This is a genomic window from Frankia sp. CgKIO3, from assembly GCF_977946435.1.
The window spans coordinates 1-17993 of the sequence record NZ_CDWTMO010000084.1 but is presented as its reverse complement, the minus strand read 5'-3'; the positions used below and the strand labels follow the sequence as shown (position 1 = coordinate 17993).

Below are 17993 nucleotides of genomic sequence, written 5' to 3'. Positions count from 1 at the left end.
CGATCCCTTTGTGTTCTGATGGAATTAATACCTCCGGCGGGCGGCTGCGGCGACTGTCGGTGTCGGTGTCGGTGAGGCCGTCGGTGATGGTGTCCGCGATGGCATCGGGGTGGGCAGCGAGACGGGCAGACTGTGTGGGCGGCGGTGGACCGCGTCGAGGACGGTCGCTCCCGCGGCGACGGCCAGCACGTTCATGCCGAAGCTGCTCGGCAGCACCATCCGCTCGGGATCGGTGTACACGCGTGAGTGCGCGGCGATCTCCTCGTGCAGGTCGACCAACAGATCCGGCAGGGAGAGCGTGGCGGCCTCGGTGAGAACGACGATTTCCGGGTCCATCATGTCCATAAGCAGGCTGATCATTCGATCCACCAGCCGGAGCCTGGCGCGCAACAGCGACAGCGCGCGCGGGTCGCCGGCGAGCCCGGCGTGCAGCAGCACCTGCAGGTCCGGACGAGAGATGATCCCGTCCTGGGCCGCCCGCAGCAGCATGGTCCGTTCCGACAGCGCCGCCTGCGCGCAGCCCGACCGGCCGCAGCGGCACGGGGCGTCGCTGTCGGCGAGCCGCAGGTGAGCGATGCCGCCCGCGGCGGAGTGCGGTCCGATGTGCACCGATCCGTCGGTGGCGAACGCGGCGTCGACCACGTTGCCGACGAACAGTTGCAGCAGGCTGCGCCGGGCGCGCGGGTCACCGAAGAGGATCTCCGCCTGGGCCAGGGCGCGGGCGTGCCCGTCGACGTGCACCGGCATGCCCGTGGCCGCCGCCAGCACCTCCCGGACCGGCACGTCATGCCGGTCCAGGGGCTCGTGTTCGATCACCACGCCGAGGTCGGGGTCGACCCGGCCGCCGGTGACGACGCCGAGGCCGAGGACACGGTTACCCCGGGCATGCCGGGCGAGGAAGCCGGGCAGATGTCGGGCGATCATCCGAAGGACGTCCGCCGGGCCACCTTCCCGCGGCAACTGCTCCCGCGCCACCACCTGTCTACGCAGGTCGACAAGGCTGAAGGTGACGAACGGGACGGCGCAGGCCAGATGAAGGTCGGTGTCCACGTCCAGGGGCACGTGCGGCCGCCCGGCCCGGGGAGCCAGCGAGGAAGCGGGAAGCTCCCGGAGCAGACCCAGGGAGATCAGCCCGGCCGTCTGCCGGGAGACCGCCGCCGGACTGAGCCCTGTTGCCCTCCCGATGGCGGTGCGGGCAACCGGACCGTGGTCGAGGACCGCCCGCAGGATCGCCGCCGCGGAGCCTGCGGAGCCCGCGGAGCCACCCGGGGCACCGTAATCACTGGGGGCCGCCGGAGCCGCCTGGGCTGCCCGTGCCGCCGGCAGTGGTTCTCCCGGCTCCGAGCCTGGAGACGGCCCCCGCCGCGGCCCGCGGCCTTCCCTGCGCCGGCAGCGTTTCCCGCGCCGACATCTTGTCGCGTACTGGCGCCTTGTCGCGTACGGGCACGGAGAACCTCCTCGTGATGCGACCGCGCGGCCGACGGGGCGGGCCTCTCGTCGCCGCGCACGCGCAAGGCGTGCAAACACAGGCAGGTGGAACGCACGGAGAAGTCAGGACCGGGGGCACGGCTGACCACAAGGACGGTGGACCGGAGGGAGGGGCCCACTCTTCGCTGACATCAGGTCGGCTGCTGTTGGCTGGCTCGGGCACGAGACGGCAGGTGCCGTCACCGGGCGCCGGGGGCTTACGGTGACGGATGCCAGTCAGCGGAACGGAGTCTGATGATCAGCGGGATCGATGGTGAGGGCGACAGAGCGCGCTCGCGACGCGATGAAAGTCAATGTGTGCACGGCAGACCAGAAGCGGGTGCCGGCTCATGACGCTGATAGTAGCTATCATTCCTCAGCTTGTCAATAAAAAAAGTAGAGATTATCGCCTTCCGTTGTCGAGCTATGGCGCAACGTTGCTGATCGGTGTCTTGTCGCCGGGGGCCGGACGCCCCGTACTGGGGTCTTGTCAGCCGACCAGGAGAATGAGCGGGGGCGCGGCGAGCACGATGATCGCCCCGAAGTAGGCGCACGGCGGCATCCACCACGGCACTTCTGGCGGGTCGAGGAGCCGGGCGATCCGCGAGATGACCGGATTGGCCGTGCCGCGCCGGGGGCCGCCGCCGACCGGTCGTGTCCGGCCGGGCGCCGCATCGCCGAGGTGGGGACCGCCGGGGTCTGGCCCGTCGGGATGGGGCCCGCCGGGATCTGGCCGGTCGGCGCCTGGGCTGGGCGGGCTGGAATCGCGGACGTCGACCGCCGTGGGATCGTGGGAGCCGAGCGCGGGCAGCACGGTGGCCGGAGAACCGATGATCCCCAGCGCCCCGGCGGGGACCGGTGCCCTTGCCCCGCCCAGCCGGGCCAGGGCCCGCGCGAGCGATCGGTGGCTTGTCTGCCGGGCCGCCGCGTCGTCGGCGAGCATCTCGACGAGGAGCGAGACGGCCGCGGTCGCCTCCCTGGCCGGGCCCAGGAACGGGAAGGTCCGCTCCCATGCGACGAACGGCTGGATGACGAGGTCGTGACGACTGGCGACGTGGGCCGCCTCGTGGGCGAGCACGGCGTCCAGTTCGGTGGCGTCGAGGGTGTTCAGCAGCCCGCGGGAAACCACGACCCGGGCGTGCCGCACCCCCGGCACGCAGTAGGCGACCGCGACGGGATGATCGAGGATACGCAGCAGGATGCCGGACCGGTCCCGGCGTTCGCACAGGCAGCAGCCGGTTGCGCCCCCGCCGCCGACGGCTGTGCCGGGGCCTGCGGTTGTGCCAGAGTCCGCGGCTGTGCCGGAATGATGGGACGCATGGTCGGGTGGGACGCAGGTCTCGTGCCGGCGATGCCGACGGCCGGCCAGATCGACCAGGTCGCGGTGTCGGTGACGCTCGCGAAGAGTGGCTGCGGTGGAGGTGCCGAGCACCCCGAACAGTCGGGAGGCCAAGGCCGCCGCCACGGCGAGGCCGATGAGGTTGACCAGACCCAGGCCCGTCAGCGGCGCGCTGGCCGCGATGTTGTCGAGATGGTCGGCGATGGCGGTCGGGGTGTCGTTGGACAGCGGCGAGACGGTGAACGCGATCGCCGCGAGCAGCGCCGACACCCCGCCGGCCAGACCGACCGCCTGCCAGAGCACGATCGCCGCCCGTGGGCATCGGTAGGGCCAGCGCGCGGCGGCCAGCAGGCGTGGGACCGGCCAGGCCAACACGCCCGCGAACAGGGCGAGAAGTGCCGCGGTCGTCATGTCCCGGCTAACGCTACCGGTGGTCGGGCGGAATCTGGGCCGTTCGATCCGAGTCGGTGGCTACCGGAACGATCTGCTCCGGGTCGTTGCGGGGCGGGTCGCCGATCGCCGGACCGCGCCGGGCCTCCGTGTACGGATCCTCGGCCTGCGGGACCTCTCCGTCAGGCACGAAGATGCCGGGTTCCCCGGGACCAGCGGGTTCCAGGGCACGGCGAAGGATCTCGGCCTCCTCCGCGGACACCGACCCCACGAAGCGGACCAGGGCGGAACCACGATCGTCCGCCGTGCCGAGCGCTTCCATCATCGCCTCGGCCACGACGGCCTCGCGACTGTCGCTGGCCGCGTAGCGATGCGCACGCGCCGAACGCTGACGCCGCACGAATCCCTTCCGTTCCAACCGTTCGAGCACGGTCAGCACGGTGGTGTACGCGAGATCGCGTTCATGCTGGAGACGACTGGCGACCTCACGGGCCGTCAGCCAGTCGTCGCTCGCCCACAACACGTCCATGACCGACCGTTCGAGGTCACCCAGGCGCGCCATGGTGCCAATCCTACGTGGCGTAGAACATTCGTGGGACCGAACGGGGTGCTTCGTTGAGGCCTGTTGCGTCACAGCCACGCGGCAACGGTGCCGGCCGTCGGGGAGGAACCGGCCTTCCGGCCCCCGATCTGCCTCCCGGCTCCCACCCGGCGCCCGGCTCTCCGGACCAGTGCGAACCCGCCGGCTGACTGATCCGCCGCCGTTTATGCGGCCCGAATTTCTTTAAAAGGAAACATCTTTATAACTTATAAAACTATATATCCGCCGAACGGGCCATCAATCGAACAGGTTGACAGCTGCAATGGAGGCGTCTTCCGGTCCCGCCCCGTGCCGTCGACCGTGGCGCACGTCTCGACAGCGCCGTCGGTGGTGCCGTCGGTCTTGACCATGTCATCGAGCTCACTGCGCTTTGCTCGTCGCCAGGAGAATTGGCTACATACCGTAGAAACCTCCATGCCTCGTAGAGGATCGATTGGCTCTCGGCCGATTTTTCCCCTCGCGGTCCACCGAAGGAGCTGTGCGCATGGTTCTCGCCGCTGATGCCGTCGACCTTGCCCGCGCCCAGACAGCGTTCTCCCTCGCGTTTCACATCTGTTTCGCCGTGTTCGGGGTCGGCATGCCGTGGCTGCTGATCTACACCGAGGGGCGTTGGGTGCGGACCGGTGACGAGACCTGGCTGGCGCTCACGAAGAAGTGGTCGCGGGCATTCGCCGTGCTGTTCGCGGTCGGGGCCGTCTCGGGAACGGTGCTGTCGTTCGAGTTCGGCCTGCTCTGGCCCGCGTTCATGTCGAAGTACGGCAGTGCGCTCGGGCTGTCGTTCTCCCTGGAGGGCTTTGCGTTCTTCACCGAGGCGATCTTTGTCGGGATGTACCTGTACGGCTGGAAGCGCCTGTCGCCGCGCGCGCACTGGCTCACGCTGTGGCCGATCGCTATCTCCGGCACCCTGTCGACGTTGTTCATCATCACGGTGAACGCCTGGATGAACGTGCCACGGGGGATCACCGAGGTGAACGGCAAGGTCGTCGCCGCCGAGCCGTTCGCGCCCTTTCTGAGTCTGGGGACTCCGCCCCAGTTGGTCCACATGCTGCTGGCCGCGCTGATGTGCACCGGCGGGGCCGTCGCCAGTATTTACGCGGTCGGCATGCTGCGCGGTCGCCGCGACGCCTACCACCAGCGCGGGCTGCGGATCGGCCTGGCGGTGGTGTTGGTCTGCGCGCCGCTTCAGCTGATCGTGGGGGACTGGGCGGCCCGGGTCGTCGGGGCCAACCAGCCGTTCAAGCTGGCCGCGATGGAAGAGCTCTACCACACCAGGTCGCACGCGCCGCTGACCCTCGGCGGGTTCTACGACGACAAGAGCGGCGAGGTCCGCTACGGGCTGGAGATCCCCGGTCTGCTCTCGTTGATGGAGGGATTCAGCACCGATCACGTGATCACCGGTATGGACGCCGCCCCGCCGGACGAGCGCCCGAACGGCCTGCTGGTGCACGGGTCGTTCGCGACGATGGTCGGGTTCGGTTCTGCGCTGATCGGACTGTCCGCCCTGACCGGTGCCGCCGTCATCCGCCGGCGCCGCCGGGACCGGCGTCCGCGCTGTCGATGATGGCTGGCTGGGAGGTCACCGAGGGTGGTCGTCAACCGTGGATCGTGGGCGGTCATATGCGGGTTCACGACGCGGTGACGGGCGCCGACGGGGTCGCGCCGATGTTTGCCGGCTCCCTGGTCCTGTACCTGGGGCTCGCGGGTGCGCTGATCCTCATCCTGCGCCGGATGGCCACCGGCGGCCCGGCCGTCGCGGAGATCCGGTCCGGGCGGCCCGCCGCGGGCGTCCACCGCACGGCCGTTCACGGCGCGGGGGAGGCGAGCCCGGCCAGGTCCGGGCGGACAACCGATTCCGATTCGCCGTCCATCCCGAAGCCGCGGCCCGAACCTGCGCCGGTTGAACCGGCGGTTGAACTGCCGGTCGAACCGCCGGTCGAACCGCCGGTGTCCGGCAGGCGGCGCACCGGCGGCGGTCCCGAGGGATCCCGAGGTTCGGCGCACCCGGGTGAGACAACGGGAACGGGATCCGACGGCACCACCGGTTTCGGCGGGCGGGGAGAAGACTGATGACCAGCGCTGACCTTCTTCTGATCATCATGGTGGCAGGGCTCACCGCCTACGCGCTGCTCGGTGGCGCGGACTTCGGTGGCGGGGTGTGGGACCTGCTGGCACGCGGACGGCACGCCGGCGACCAGCGGAAACTGATCTCGGCATCACTCGGCCCGGTGTGGGAGGCCAACCATGTCTGGCTGATCTTCATCGTGGTGGCGATGTTCAGCGGGTTTCCCGAGGCCTACGGGGTGATCGGCTCCTCCCTGGAGGTGCCGCTGTCCGTGGCCCTCGTCGGCATCGTGCTGCGTGGTGCCGCGTACGTGTACCGGTCCTACGGGGCGGGTGGGGCCGGTCCCGACCACTGGTGGGGGCACGTCTTCGCGGTGTCCTCGACGATCGCCCCGTTCGCGCTCGGGATGGCCGGTGCGGCCCTGGCCAGCGGTGATCTGTCGACCGACGACCCGTTCGCGCCGGTGCGCAGCCCGTTCGGGCTCGTCTGCGGGGCCTTCGCGGTTGCCGCGACGGCCTTCCTCACCGCCGTCTACCTCTGCCGGGACGCCGCATCCTCCCCGGCCACCGCGCACCTGGTGGCCGACTTCCGCCGGCGGGCCATCGGCGGCGCCGTGCTCTGCGGTGCACTCGCCGCGATCCTGCTGCCCCTCCTGTGGGCGGACGCCCCGGAGGTCGCCGGCCGGTTCAGGGACCGCTCGCTTCCCCTGGTCGCCCTGTCCACCCTCGGCGGGATCGGCGCCCTCGTCGCACTCTGGCGCGAGCAGTTCGGTGCCGCCCGCATCGCGGCCGGTCTCGCCGTCGGCGCGATGCTCTGGGGCTGGGCGGTGGCCCAGTACCCGGACCTGGTGGTCGGGCAGGCCACGGTCGACACGGCCGCGGCGCCGACGGCGAACATCCGGGCCATGCTGTTCGCCATCGTCGGCGGTCTGGTGGTGCTCGTGCCGTCCCTGATGATGCTGTTCCGGCTGTTCTCCCGACCAGAACCGGCGGAGTGATCGGGCCGGCGGAGTGATCGGACCGGCCCGCCGTGGCGGTGGGCTACGGTCGTCGCGTGACCTCTGCCCCCGCTCAGGCGCCGGTCATCGCGGGCGAGCCGCTCACCCGCCGGCAGCTCGTCGTCGAGATCTGGCTCGTGCTCGGGGTCTCCTTCGCCACCTCGGCGCTGTTCGCGGTCATCCGCTACGTCGGGGTGCTGACCCGGCCGGGCCCCGTCCGCTCCCAGGTGGCCCGGCTGAACACCTCGGCGGCGCCGGGACGGCCCTGGCTGGACCTCGCGCTCCAACTCGCTGACCTGGTCACCGGGCTGGTGCCGGCGCTGCTCGCCGTATACCTGCTGACGAGGCACGGAGGCGGACCGCGGGCGATCGGCCTGGACGGCCGGCACACCGGTCGCGACGCCGGCCGGGGAGCGGCGATCGCGGCCGGGGTCGGCGGGCTCGGCTTGGGCCTCTACCTCCTGGCGTGGCACAGCGGGGCGAACCTCACCGTCGCGCCGTCGGGCTTGCCGGACGTGTGGTGGCGCGTGCCGGTCCTGGTCCTCAGCGCGGCGCAGAACGGCCTCGCCGAGGAGGTCATCGTCACCGGGTATCTGCTGGTACGGCTGCGTGAACTTGGTGTCACGGCCAACCGGGCGCTGGCGGCCAGCGCCCTGCTCCGCGGTTCCTATCACCTCTACCAGGGGCTCGGTGGGTTCGCCGGCAACCTCGCGATGGGCCTGCTGTTCGGCCGGCTGTTCCAGCGGACCGGCCGGGTGCTGCCGCTCGTCATCGCCCACGCACTCATCGACACCGTCGCGTTCGTCGGATACGTGGCGTTGGTCGGAAAGATCTCCTGGATCCCGGCGTCGCGCTAAGGTTACGGGTGGGGAAATATAGATCGTCTGCTGGGCGTACGATGCATATCTCAATGGTGCACCGCGGGGCGGTGGATCGTTCGAGGACGTCAACGTTGGCGGGTTCGGGGCGCCGGAAGGCGTAGCCGTCGAGTGCCTGCCGCGGTATGGCTGGTCGGGGAGGACCGATGGTCAACGGAATCCGCGAGATCGAGCGCAAGTTCTCGGTCGAACCGACCTTTGTGCTCCCGAAGCTAGGGGAGGTCGCGGGCGTCGCCACCGCGCGCACCCGCAAGACCGTCAGTCTGGAGGCCGTCTACTACGACAGCGACGATCTCCGGCTGGCCCGTAACAAGATCACACTGCGGCGTCGGACCGGTGGAGCGGACGCCGGATGGCACCTCAAGCTGCCCGTCCGGGTGGGGGAGCGGGACGAGCTCCCGCTCGACGAGGGCGTGGGCGGGGTGACCCTGGGCCCGCGGTACAGCCCTCCCGCGGAGTTTGTCGATCTGGTGTCGGTCCATCTGCGCGGCGCCGAGCTGCGGCCGGTCGCCAGGCTGCGGACGCTGCGGACAGCGCGCCGGCTGCGGGGCACGGTCGGAGTCGACCTGGCCGAGGTCGTCGATGACCAGGTCTCCGCGCAGACTCTGGGGGAGAAGACGGTACTGAGCAGCTGGCGGGAGATCGAGGTCGAACTCGTCGACGGCGGGCCCGAGGTGCTCGACGAGGTCGCCGGTCTGCTCACGGCCGCGGGCGCCACCCCGGCGGTGGACTCCTCGAAGCTCGCGCGGGTCCTGGGTGAGGCGCTGGCCGCCGGCCCCAGGCCGGACGTCCCTTCGCCGCCGCGCAAGCCACGACGCAGGACGCCGGCGGGCGAGGTGGTACGGGCCTACCTGATCGAACAGGCGCGTGCCCTGCTCGCGGCCGATCCGCGGGTGCGGCTCGACGAGCCCGAGGCGGTCCACAAGATGCGCGTCGCCTGCCGTCGGGCCCGCAGCACCCTGCGGACGTTCGCGCCGCTGTTCCCGCCCGAGAGAGCGCTCTTCCTGGACGGCGAGCTGCGGGACCTCGCCGGCGCGCTCTCCGGCGCCCGCGACGCCGAGGTCCAGGCCGCTTATTTCGAGACCCGCCTGGCGGAGCTGCCCACCGAGCTGGTCGCGGGGCCCGTGCACAAGACGGTCACCGCGCACCTCGGCGCCGGCACGGCCAACGGCCGGGCGGAGGCGTTGGCCATGTTGCGCAGTGACCGGTACTTCGCCCTCGTCTCCAACCTGCTCACCCTGCTGCGGGGCCCGCTCACCCCCGCGGCGGTCCGTCCGGCCGGCAAGGCCCTTCCCGACCTGCTGCTCGGCGCCGACCGGAAGCTGGCGAAGAAGGTCCGCGCCGCGACCGCTCTGAAGGTCGGCCAGGAACGGGACGAACTGCTGCATTCCGCCCGCAAGCAGGCCAAGCGGTTGCGGTACGCGGCGGAGGCCGTCGCGCCGCTGTACGGGAATGACGCGGCGCGGCTGGTCGAGCAGGCCCAGATCGCGCAGGAGCTGCTCGGAACCCATCAGGACGCCACCGTCGCGCGCAGGCTGCTGGGGGACTGGGGGACGGCAGCGCAGGCCCAGGGCGCCCCCACCGCGTTTACTCTGGGTGTCCTGCTGGGCCTGGAGGAGTGCCGGGCACGCATGGCGGAACGAGACTTCTTCGATGCGTGGCCCGCGATCTCGGCGGCCCGGCACCGCCGCTGGATCCGCTGACCCGGGGCCGTGCCGGGTGGGCTCTGCCGTGGTCTGACCGATTACCTCCTCCGCGTCACCCATCCGTGCGCCACATCCGGGCCATCGGGCGCACGACCATCCGCCACGGGCCGGCACGCTCAGGAAATCCCTGTCAGCTCGACGGATTGCCGGACGGGACGGGTGGAGCTGCCTGCGGCCGGACCTGCTGCGTTGTTCTGTGACCGGGGCATGAAGCGGACTTCCTTGCCCGGAGGACTCCCGCGAAGGCCTCCGTCCGTGTAGCGTCGTCCCTGGCCGGAGTTCGGCGGTTCGCGTCTCAACCGAGGCGCGGCGGAACAACGTCAGGGTCTCTTGCAGCTTCCTGACGTTCGGCCCGGGGCCCGCGCGGTGCGGGTCCTGACTGCACCAGCAGGGAGAACGGCACGTGGCTCAGGGCACGGTGAAGTGGTTCAACTCGGAGAAGGGCTTCGGCTTCATCTCCGTGGACGGCGGCGGTTCCGACGTCTTCGTTCACTACAGCGCGATTCAGATGGACGGTTACAAGGCACTTGAGGAGGGCCAGCGGGTCGAGTTCCAGGTGACCCAGGGTCAGAAGGGTCCGCAGGCCGACGCCGTCCGCGTCGTCTGAGCCACGAGAGACTTCAACGGCTAGCCCGCCCAAGGGTCCTCCTGGGGCGGGCTGACCGCTTCTCGGCCAGTTCGGTAGAAGGTATGTTTTTCCTGGCTGTCTCGATCATTTTCTCGAGCCGGAAAGCGCGGGGCGTTCATCGGTTCCCGCATGGCGTGGTTCTCGGCCAAAAACTTAACGCCTGATTAAAGGTACAGCTCGACTCCTCACCGGTGGAGCCGCGTAGGTCTCGCATCAGACGTGATGTCGGTTTGGTGTGGGCCGGCTTGTCAGCCGCCGATCGCTTCGTCGGCCACGAGAAGTTCGGCGATCTGCAGGGTGTTCAACGCGGCGCCTTTGCGCAGGTTGTCCCCGCAGAGGAACAGCGCGACTTCGTGCGGGTCGTCCGGCGACTGCCGGATTCGGCCGACCCAGGTCGGGTCCGTTCCGACGACGTCGGCTGGGGTCGGGAACTCGCCGGCTGACGGATCGTCGACGACGGCGACGCCAGGAGCGTTCAGCAGCACCGTGCGCGCCTCGTCCGCCGTCACCGGCCGAGTGAAGCGGGCGTGCACCGCGACCGCGTGCGTGGTGATGACCGGCACCCGGACACAGGTAGCCGACACCCGCAGATCCGGGATACCCAGGATCTTGCGGGACTCGTTGCGGACCTTGAACTCCTCCGAGGACCAGCCACCGTCCTTCAGCGAACCGGCCCAGGGCACGACGTTGAGCGCCAGCGGCGCCGGGAACGGGCCGAGGCCGTCCTCACTGATGGCCTTACGCACGTCACCGGCGGTCCGCCCCAGCTCGCGGGTGCCACCGACGACGGTGAGCTGGTCGTAGAGGGCGTCGATGCCGGCCTGCCCGGCACCGCTCGCGGCCTGGTAGGAGGCCGCGAACATCGACTCCAGCCCGAACGCCCGGTGCAGGGCGCCGACCGCGACGATCATCGACAGGGTGGTGCAGTTCGGGTTCGCGATGATGCCCCGCGGCCGCGCGGGAATCTGGTCGGCGTTCACCTCCGGCACGACCAGCGGCACGTCGGCGTCCAGCCGGAACGCGCCGGAGTTGTCGACCGCGACCGCGCCGTGGGCCGCCGCCACCGGTGCCCACCGGGCGGAGACCTCGTCGGGAACATCGAACACGGCCACATCCACGCCGTCGAAGACCTCCGGTGCCAAGGCCTGGACGACGACGCCCGCGCCGCGCACCCGTACCGTCCGCCCCGCCGATCGGGCCGAGGCGATCGGCCGGATCTCTCCCCAGATGCCGGGGCGTTCGTCGAGCAGCGACAGCATCACCGTGCCGACCGCGCCGGTCGCTCCCACCACTGCGAGCGTCGGTCGCCGGCCCGCCTCGTTACTCGTCACGATCCATCCTCCTGATTCGCCACTGTGCCGCCGCGGCGTGTCCAGCTGCCGCGCTGTGCCGCCGTCTCGAGGACCTGCGACGTCGCCAACGTCATCGTCCGGTTCCCGCGTACACGATCGCCCCGCCGTCCGGGTCACCCAGGTCGAAGGCGCCGTGCACGGCCCGCACGGCGAGCGGGAGGTCGGTGTCGCGCACCACCACTGAGATGCGAATCTCAGAGGTGGAGATGATCTCGATGTTGACCCCTGCGTCGGCGAGGGAGCCGAAGAACCGGGCGGACACTCCCGGGTGTGACTTCATCCCCGCGCCGATCAGCGACAGCTTGCCGATGTGGTCGTCGTAGAGGGTGCGCTCGAAGCCAATCTTGCTCTGGACCTTCGTGAGCGCGGTGAGCGCGGTACGTCCATCCGCCTTGGGCAGGGTGAACGAGATGTCCGTCCGCCCCGACCCGGCGACCGAGCCGACCTGAACGATCATGTCCAGGTTGACGTCGGTCTCCGCCACGGCCCGGAACACCGCCGCCGCCACCCCGGGCTTGTCCGGGCATCCGACGACCGTCACCTTCGCCTCGCTGAGGTCGTGCGCGACCCCACGGATGATGGCCTGTTCCACGAGCTGTTCCTCCGGAATCTCGGTGACCCACGTGCCCGGCTTCGCCGAGAAGGACGATCGGACATGCACGGGGACGCTGTAACGGCGGGCGTACTCGACGCACCTCAGCATGAGGACCTTCGCGCCGCAGGCCGCCATCTCCAGCATCTCCTCATAGGAGATCGTGTCGATGCGGCGGGCGTCGGGGACGATGCGCGGGTCTGCGGTGAACACGCCGTCCACATCGGTGTAGATCTCGCAGGCGTCCGCTCCCAGCGCGGCAGCGAGCGCCACCGCGGTCGTGTCCGAGCCGCCTCGACCGAGCGTGGTGATGTCCTTCGTGTCCTGGCTCACACCCTGGAAGCCCGCGACGATCGCGATCGCGCCGGAGTCCAGGGCGGTGCGGATCCGCCCGGGGGTAACGTCGATGATGCGCGCCTTGCCGTGCACCGAATCAGTGATGACTCCGGCCTGGGAGCCGGTGAACGAGCGGGCCTCGGCGCCGAGGGTGGTGATCGCCATGGCCAGCAGCGCCATCGAGATCCGCTCACCGGCGGTGAGCAGCATGTCGAGCTCCCGGGCGGGCGGAAGCGGCGAGACCTGTTCGGCCAGATCGAGAAGTTCGTCGGTGGTGTCACCCATCGCGCTGACCACCACGACGACGTCGTTGCCGGCCCGCCGGTTCTCCACGATTCGCTCAGCGACTCGTTTGATGCGGTCCGCGTCGGCAACGGAGGACCCACCGAACTTCGCGACCAAGAGCGCCATGGCAGCCAGGTTACCGAGCGCGGCCGCTAACCGAGCGCGGTCGCCCGGTGGCCTTGCCTGGCGGTTCGTGCCGGGATCTGGTCCGGTGCCCCTTTTCCGCCGCCGGGACGATGTCGCCCCGGCGACGGGGTGCTGGGCGTATTCCTTCCGGTGTGCCAGGGTGATGACATCCGCACCACGGCTCACCCGCACGACTGGCTCACCCGCACGACCGACTGCGACGCACGCGGTCCACGCGATGGTCCCCGACGCCGAGGACCAGCTCAGGAAGGACGATCCTCAATGGCAGTCAGCCTTGCCAAGGGCGGCAACGTCAGCCTCACGAAGCAGGCCGCCGAGGCCGGCACCCCCCAGCTCACCGCGTTGAACGTCGGGCTCGGATGGGACGCCCGCACGACCACCGGGACCGATTTCGACCTGGACGCCTCTGCCATCGGCGTCCGGGCGGACGGCAAGGTCCTCAACGACGGCTACTTCATCTTCTTCAACAACCTCGCGTCCCCCGAGGGGGCGATCACGCTCACCGGTGACAACCTGACCGGGCAGGGCGAGGGGGACGACGAGTCCGTTATCGTCAACCTTGCGTTGGTTCCAGCCGACATTGACCGGATTATCGTTCCGGTTTCCATCTACGACGCGGTGAACCGGAACCAGAACTTCGGCCAGGTGCGCAACGCCTACATCCGCGTGGTCGACCAGGGTGGAAACGAGCTGGTCCGCTACGATTTGTCCGAGGACTACTCCACCGAAACCGTCGTCATCTTTGGCGAGGTCTACCGCAACGGCGCCGACTGGAAGTTCCGCGCCGTCGGTCAGGGCCACAACGACCTCGGTGGTCTGGCGCGCGATCATGGTGTCAACATCTGAGCTACCCGAGCGGGTGCGTGCCTGGCAATGCGTGCCTGGCAAGTAGTCGCTCCCGGGCCGATGAGCACCCGCCCGCTGCGCCCGGCCGAGCTGCCCGTGCCCCGGCCAGGGCCGGGCCAGGTTCGGGTCCACGTCGACGCCTGCGGAGTCTGCCGTACCGATCTTCACCTCGCAGAGGGTGACCTCCCGCCGCACCGACCGCGCACCGTGCCCGGACATGAGGTCGTCGGACGGGTCGACGCGGTCGGCGATGGGGTGAGCGGCGTGCGGACAGGGGACCGGCTGGGTATCGCCTGGCTGGCCTCGACCGACGGGACCTGCGGGTACTGTCGGCGCGGAGCGGAGAACCTCTGCCCGGCCTCGACCTACACCGGATGGGATGTCGACGGCGGCTACGCCGAGTACGCCTGCGTGCGCGCCGACTATGCCTACCGGCTGCCCGACGGCTACAGCGACGCGGAGCTTGCCCCGCTGCTGTGTGCCGGCATCGTCGGCTACCGGGCGCTGCGCCGGGCGGAGCTGCCGCCCGGCGGGCGGCTCGGCATCTATGGGTTCGGCGCGTCCGCTCATCTCGCCGCCCAGGTGGCGATCGCCCAGGGCGCCACCGTCCACGTGATGACGCGCTCGGCGCGGGCCCGCGAGCTCGCTCTGGAACTCGGCGCCGCCTCGGCGGGCGAGGCATATGCCGCACCGCCCGAGCCGCTGGACGCGGCTGTGCTCTTCGCCCCGGTGGGTGACCTGGTGCCGGTGGCGCTCGCCGCGCTCGACCGCGGCGGCACGCTGTCCATCGCGGGCATCCACCTCAGCGACATCCCGCCGCTCGTCTACTCCGACCATCTGTTTCAGGAACGGTCCGTCCGCAGCACGACCGCCAACACTCGCACCGACGGTGAGGAGTTCCTGGCGATCGCCGCCGAGCACCGGCTTGCGGTGACCGTGTCGCCCTACCCGCTGTCCGCGGCCGACCGGGCCCTCGCCGACCTCGCCGCCGACCGGGTCACCGGCGCGGCCGTGCTGCTGCCCTGACCGTTTTGCCTGTCCTGCCGGTGCCGGACCGTCCTGCCGGGGCCGGACCTTCCGGATCTGGTTCGTAGATCCGGGAGGGACCGGGAGTTCGGCGACCTCGCCGGGAGAGGCGCGCTGAGCTTCCGCGTTCAGTCGCCGCGGGTCGCGAGTCGGCGCAGGAGCAGGGTGCCCGCGGTGGTCAGTACGGCGGCCGTCGCAATCTCGCGCGGCAGGCGGTGCCGGGCCTCGTTCTGGATCGCTTCGTGGAAACGGTCGAACCGGCTCGGCCAGGGACTCACCCCGACGAAGTACCGGCCCACCTTGTCGGTGTCCGGTAGGCAGGCACCGGTCATGCCGGCGAGGACGGCGAGTCGGCGCCCGGCGGGGGCGGACGCCGTCAACAAGGCCATGGCCGCGAGCCCTGCCACGCCGTCCTTGCGTGCGATCGGCAGCCATTCCGGCTCGGTGTTCGGACCCGTTCCCCAGTGGGGCAACGCGTCCATGACCAGGTGCGAGACGAAGCCGGCGGCGAGGGCGGACATCGGATGCCGGATCGCCATGCCCACGAAAGCGCCCGCCCCGACGTGTGAGCTGATGATCATGTTTCAGGACCTCCTGGTGGCAGACGGATGGCAGAGCGTTCGCCGGGTACCTCCTACCCTGACGTCCCGGTTGGAGGATGCGTACCGCGGGGTGATGGTGGAGCCTTCCGGCGATCACCATTAGTGGTCGCCTGGTGGTCTCCGTGTTTGGGGGGCGCGGGTACCACCGCTCCCGGGATCGGATCCGGGCGTCCGATGCTCGCGCGAAGGTGCGCGCGGACGCCGTCCCACCTTCTCTGAATGCTCTTGCTGCCGCCCGTCTCGATGCGTTCGTCGATGCTCCGGCCGATTCCCACGCCGACGCGCGAGCCGACGAATTCATCGGATGCCCGCGCAGATGCTCGGGCGAATGCGCATCATGGGTAGATCGGTGCGCTTCGTAGCATCTGGCCGCGTAGCGGAACGACTCGGCAACAATCCATGGATGAAGGGTTGCTGTAGCGTAAGGGAGATAACTTAGAGTAATCAATTTTGAGGTTTGGGTGGCGTGGGTGCGAGAAGCTACCGGGATGTCCTCCGGTGAGGACGGCGGTTCGCCGGGCGGTCCGGGGTACCGCGGCGGCGTGGGTCCGGGGCGTCGCGGCGCCGGAGACCTGAGCGGTGTGGATGGATAGGCGCGTCCGTGATCTACGCATATGCCACCTACCAGCCGTCTGCGACCTGGCCACGCCGGTGCCGTCGGGGGTGGTCGTCTCCGTCCCGTGGCGGCTGGAAGGGGCCGGGCGGATCATCGGCGGCATGGTGCCCCGCGGCCGTCCCGGGGCCGGCCCGCAGGGTAAACGGGTCCTGCACGGCGAGGGGATCTGGGCGGCCGAGATGTATCCGCGGGACCGGGAGATCTCGGCGGAGGCCGACCTCGTCGAGCCGGGTTCGGCGGCTCGGCCGGTCCGGCTGGTGGTGCACGGCTCCGACCGTGACATCATCGGCTATCTGGATCAGCCCCGCCTGCCGGCCACCCGACTCGCCCGGCTCACGACCGGGCTGCGCCGGGACGCCCGTCAGGTCAGGGTCCGGGCGGCCGGGCGGGTCTGGTGGATACGGGCGACGAACGTCTTCGGAGTACAGGTCGTCCGGGATCCCGGGGTACGGATCTACCGCACCAGAGGATTACATGCCGTGTTCAGCGCCGAGGCCGACCATCTTGACGTCAGCGTGGTCCTGCTGACCCTGGCCTCGATTCCCAGCTCGGCCTACGCCCCCATCCTGGGGTTCTAGCGGCCGCAGCGGCCCCGGCGAACCCGACGCGGGACCGGCGGCGGGCCGGTGGAGCCGGGGTGGCTTCGGGGCGGGACCGGTGACAGCAGGCCGGGGTGTCAGGCGCTGACGACGCGGCGTCCCTCGAAGGCGCGTCCCAGGGTCACTTCGTCCGCCCATTCGAGGTCACCGCCCATGGGCAGGCCGCTGGCGAGGCGGGTGACCTTTAGGCCCATCGGAGCGATCTGCCGGGCCAGGTAGGACGCGGTGACCTCACCCTCGGTATTCGGATCGGTGGCGAGGATCAGTTCGGTCACCGTGCCGTCCGCCAGGCGGGCGACGAGTTCCCGGATGTGCAGGTCGTCGGGACCGACACCGCCGATGGGATTGATTGCGCCCCCGAGCACGTGGTACCGCCCCCGGAACTCGCGGGTGCGTTCGATCGCCACGACGTCCTTGGGTTCCTCGACCACACAGATCGAGCTCGGATCGCGGCGGGGATCGGCGCAGATCCGACACAGTTCCGACTGCGCCACGTTGAAGCAGCTCCGACAGAACTGGACCTTCTCCTTGACCTCGGTCAGGGCGGTGGCCAGCCTGCGGACGTCCACGGGGTCGGCGGCCAGCAGATGAAACGCGATCCGCTGGGCACTTTTGGGACCGATGCCGGGCAGCCGCCCGAGCTCGTCGATCAGATCCTGGACGATGCCCTCGTACACCGGTGCCGCCGGTTGTCAGTCGAGCCCGGGAAGGCCCGGACCACCCGGAAGGGGGCCTCCGAGGCCGCCACCGGACAGCAGGCTGCCGAGTCCGCCGAGGCCACCGGCGCCGCCCGGACCTGCCGGGCCGCCCGCGCCGAGGCCACCGGTGATCGCGCCCAGCCGGTCGGCGGCGAGTTTGTGGGCGTTTGTGGTCGCGTCACGGACCGCCGCGAGGATCAGATCCGCGAGCGTCTCGGTGTCCTCAGGGTCGACCGCCTCGGGGCTGATCGTCAGATCGACCAGTTCCCCGCCGCCGTTGACGGTGGCGCGGACCAAGCCGCCGCCGGCCGTCCCGTCCACCCGGGCGGTGGCGAGGTCTTCCTGGGTGGCGAGGATCGCGGCCTGCATCTTCTGCGCCTGTTCGAAGAGTTGCCCCAGCGCCCCGCCCCCGGCGGAGGCCTCACTCCCGGCGCGGTCCTGCGGGTTAGACATGTCGATGAGCCTACGTCTCCTTCAGCCGGACGAGATCTGTTCGATGATCGTGGCACCCAGTCCGCTCCGCAGCAGGGACACGGCGGCCTCCTCGCCCCCGCGAGCCCCGCCGGGACCGGACGGGACGTCCTCGTCGTCGAGGGACGGCTCGTCCTCACGCTGCGGACCCGGCTCGTCCCCGGCGGGGGGTGCACTGGCAGCGGCGGCGACTCCGTTCGCCGATCCGGGCGACGAGCCGTCCCGGCCCGCGGCGGACCAGGGCCCGTCGCCCCCGGGGCCGGGGCCGCCATCGGGGCCGGGGCCGCCATCGGGGCCGGGGCCGCCATCGGGACCAGAGCCCGGGCCGGCGAGACCGTGCCCGGTGCCGGGGGAG

17 protein-coding genes and 1 pseudogene are annotated in these 17993 nt (G+C 70.5%); 9 read left to right on the top strand and 9 right to left on the bottom strand.

Translation table 11 applies throughout. The features are described from left to right. Nucleotides 1-24 precede the first annotated feature (24 nt). From AC08OJ_RS11410 to AC08OJ_RS11400, 3 genes are all read right to left on the bottom strand, one after another. Nucleotides 25-1050, bottom strand: coding sequence for an ROK family protein (locus AC08OJ_RS11410; protein WP_476595707.1), 1026 nt, complete (start codon nt 1048-1050; stop codon nt 25-27). 907 nt (nt 1051-1957) lie between these two features. Next, nucleotides 1958-3217 (bottom strand): M56 family metallopeptidase, encoded by a 1260-nt coding sequence (locus AC08OJ_RS11405; protein ID WP_476595706.1) that lies wholly within the window; start codon nt 3215-3217, stop codon nt 1958-1960. A 13-nt stretch (nt 3218-3230) separates the two neighbouring features. After that, the gene (locus AC08OJ_RS11400; protein WP_476592768.1) at nt 3231-3758 is read right to left on the bottom strand and encodes a BlaI/MecI/CopY family transcriptional regulator; all 528 of its coding nucleotides are present in this window, start codon (nt 3756-3758) and stop codon (nt 3231-3233) included. A 523-nt stretch (nt 3759-4281) separates the two neighbouring features. On the opposite strand from AC08OJ_RS11400, the gene AC08OJ_RS11395 reads away from it, so the two are divergent. The 6 genes from AC08OJ_RS11395 to AC08OJ_RS11370 all read left to right on the top strand — a co-directional run bounded on the left by AC08OJ_RS11395 (nt 4282) and on the right by AC08OJ_RS11370 (nt 10047). Further along, nucleotides 4282-5358: a cytochrome ubiquinol oxidase subunit I gene (locus tag AC08OJ_RS11395; RefSeq protein WP_476595705.1), complete on the top strand. Its 1077-nt coding sequence runs from the start codon at nt 4282-4284 to the stop codon at nt 5356-5358. Then, nucleotides 5355-5864 (top strand): cytochrome ubiquinol oxidase subunit I, encoded by a 510-nt coding sequence (locus AC08OJ_RS11390; RefSeq protein WP_476595704.1) that lies wholly within the window; start codon nt 5355-5357, stop codon nt 5862-5864. Before AC08OJ_RS11395 ends, AC08OJ_RS11390 begins: the two co-directional genes overlap by 4 nt. Further along, complete coding sequence (locus AC08OJ_RS11385) at nt 5864-6856, top strand: cytochrome d ubiquinol oxidase subunit II (protein WP_476595703.1); 993 nt, start codon at nt 5864-5866, stop codon at nt 6854-6856. The genes AC08OJ_RS11390 and AC08OJ_RS11385 overlap by 1 nt, the downstream gene beginning before the upstream one ends. A 56-nt stretch (nt 6857-6912) precedes the next feature. Continuing rightward, a complete protein-coding gene (locus tag AC08OJ_RS11380; protein WP_462203199.1) occupies nt 6913-7713 on the top strand; it encodes a CPBP family intramembrane glutamic endopeptidase in 801 nt (266 codons plus the stop codon). Between the two features lie 167 nt (nt 7714-7880). Then, a complete protein-coding gene (locus AC08OJ_RS11375; RefSeq protein ID WP_476592772.1) occupies nt 7881-9437 on the top strand; it encodes a CYTH and CHAD domain-containing protein in 1557 nt (518 codons plus the stop codon). A gap of 406 nt (nt 9438-9843) precedes the next feature. Next, the gene (locus tag AC08OJ_RS11370; RefSeq protein ID WP_009740954.1) at nt 9844-10047 is read left to right on the top strand and encodes a cold-shock protein; all 204 of its coding nucleotides are present in this window, start codon (nt 9844-9846) and stop codon (nt 10045-10047) included. Nucleotides 10048-10316: 269 nt separating this feature from the next. Here the strand turns inward: AC08OJ_RS11370 and AC08OJ_RS11365 are convergent, their stop codons facing one another. Beyond that, complete coding sequence (locus tag AC08OJ_RS11365; protein ID WP_476592773.1) at nt 10317-11399, bottom strand: aspartate-semialdehyde dehydrogenase; 1083 nt, start codon at nt 11397-11399, stop codon at nt 10317-10319. 91 nt (nt 11400-11490) lie between these two features. Beyond that, complete coding sequence (locus AC08OJ_RS11360) at nt 11491-12759, bottom strand: aspartate kinase (RefSeq protein WP_476592774.1); 1269 nt, start codon at nt 12757-12759, stop codon at nt 11491-11493. A 282-nt stretch (nt 12760-13041) separates the two neighbouring features. On the opposite strand from AC08OJ_RS11360, the gene AC08OJ_RS11355 reads away from it, so the two are divergent. Together AC08OJ_RS11355 and AC08OJ_RS11350 are read left to right on the top strand one after the other, a co-directional pair. Continuing rightward, nucleotides 13042-13626, top strand: coding sequence for a TerD family protein (locus AC08OJ_RS11355; RefSeq protein ID WP_462187032.1), 585 nt, complete (start codon nt 13042-13044; stop codon nt 13624-13626). 27 nt (nt 13627-13653) lie between these two features. Beyond that, nucleotides 13654-14652: a zinc-dependent alcohol dehydrogenase family protein gene (locus AC08OJ_RS11350; RefSeq protein ID WP_476592775.1), complete on the top strand. Its 999-nt coding sequence runs from the start codon at nt 13654-13656 to the stop codon at nt 14650-14652. 128 nt (nt 14653-14780) lie between these two features. Here AC08OJ_RS11350 and AC08OJ_RS11345 read toward each other — a convergent pair whose 3' ends face one another. Continuing rightward, nucleotides 14781-15233 (bottom strand): hypothetical protein, encoded by a 453-nt coding sequence (locus tag AC08OJ_RS11345; protein ID WP_462187030.1) that lies wholly within the window; start codon nt 15231-15233, stop codon nt 14781-14783. Nucleotides 15234-15839: 606 nt separating this feature from the next. On the opposite strand from AC08OJ_RS11345, the gene AC08OJ_RS11340 reads away from it, so the two are divergent. Continuing rightward, nucleotides 15840-16448: a hypothetical protein gene (locus AC08OJ_RS11340; RefSeq protein WP_476592776.1), complete on the top strand. Its 609-nt coding sequence runs from the start codon at nt 15840-15842 to the stop codon at nt 16446-16448. Between the two features lie 98 nt (nt 16449-16546). Here AC08OJ_RS11340 and recR read toward each other — a convergent pair whose 3' ends face one another. From recR to AC08OJ_RS11325, 3 genes and pseudogenes are all read right to left on the bottom strand, one after another. Beyond that, a complete protein-coding gene (recR, locus tag AC08OJ_RS11335) occupies nt 16547-17146 on the bottom strand; it encodes a recombination mediator RecR (RefSeq protein WP_476592777.1) in 600 nt (199 codons plus the stop codon). Between the two features lie 15 nt (nt 17147-17161). Continuing rightward, nucleotides 17162-17620, bottom strand: coding sequence for a YbaB/EbfC family nucleoid-associated protein (locus AC08OJ_RS11330; RefSeq protein WP_476592778.1), 459 nt, complete (start codon nt 17618-17620; stop codon nt 17162-17164). Between the two features lie 21 nt (nt 17621-17641). Then, nucleotides 17642-17993: pseudogene (locus AC08OJ_RS11325) on the bottom strand (DNA polymerase III subunit gamma and tau); the annotation flags it as partial.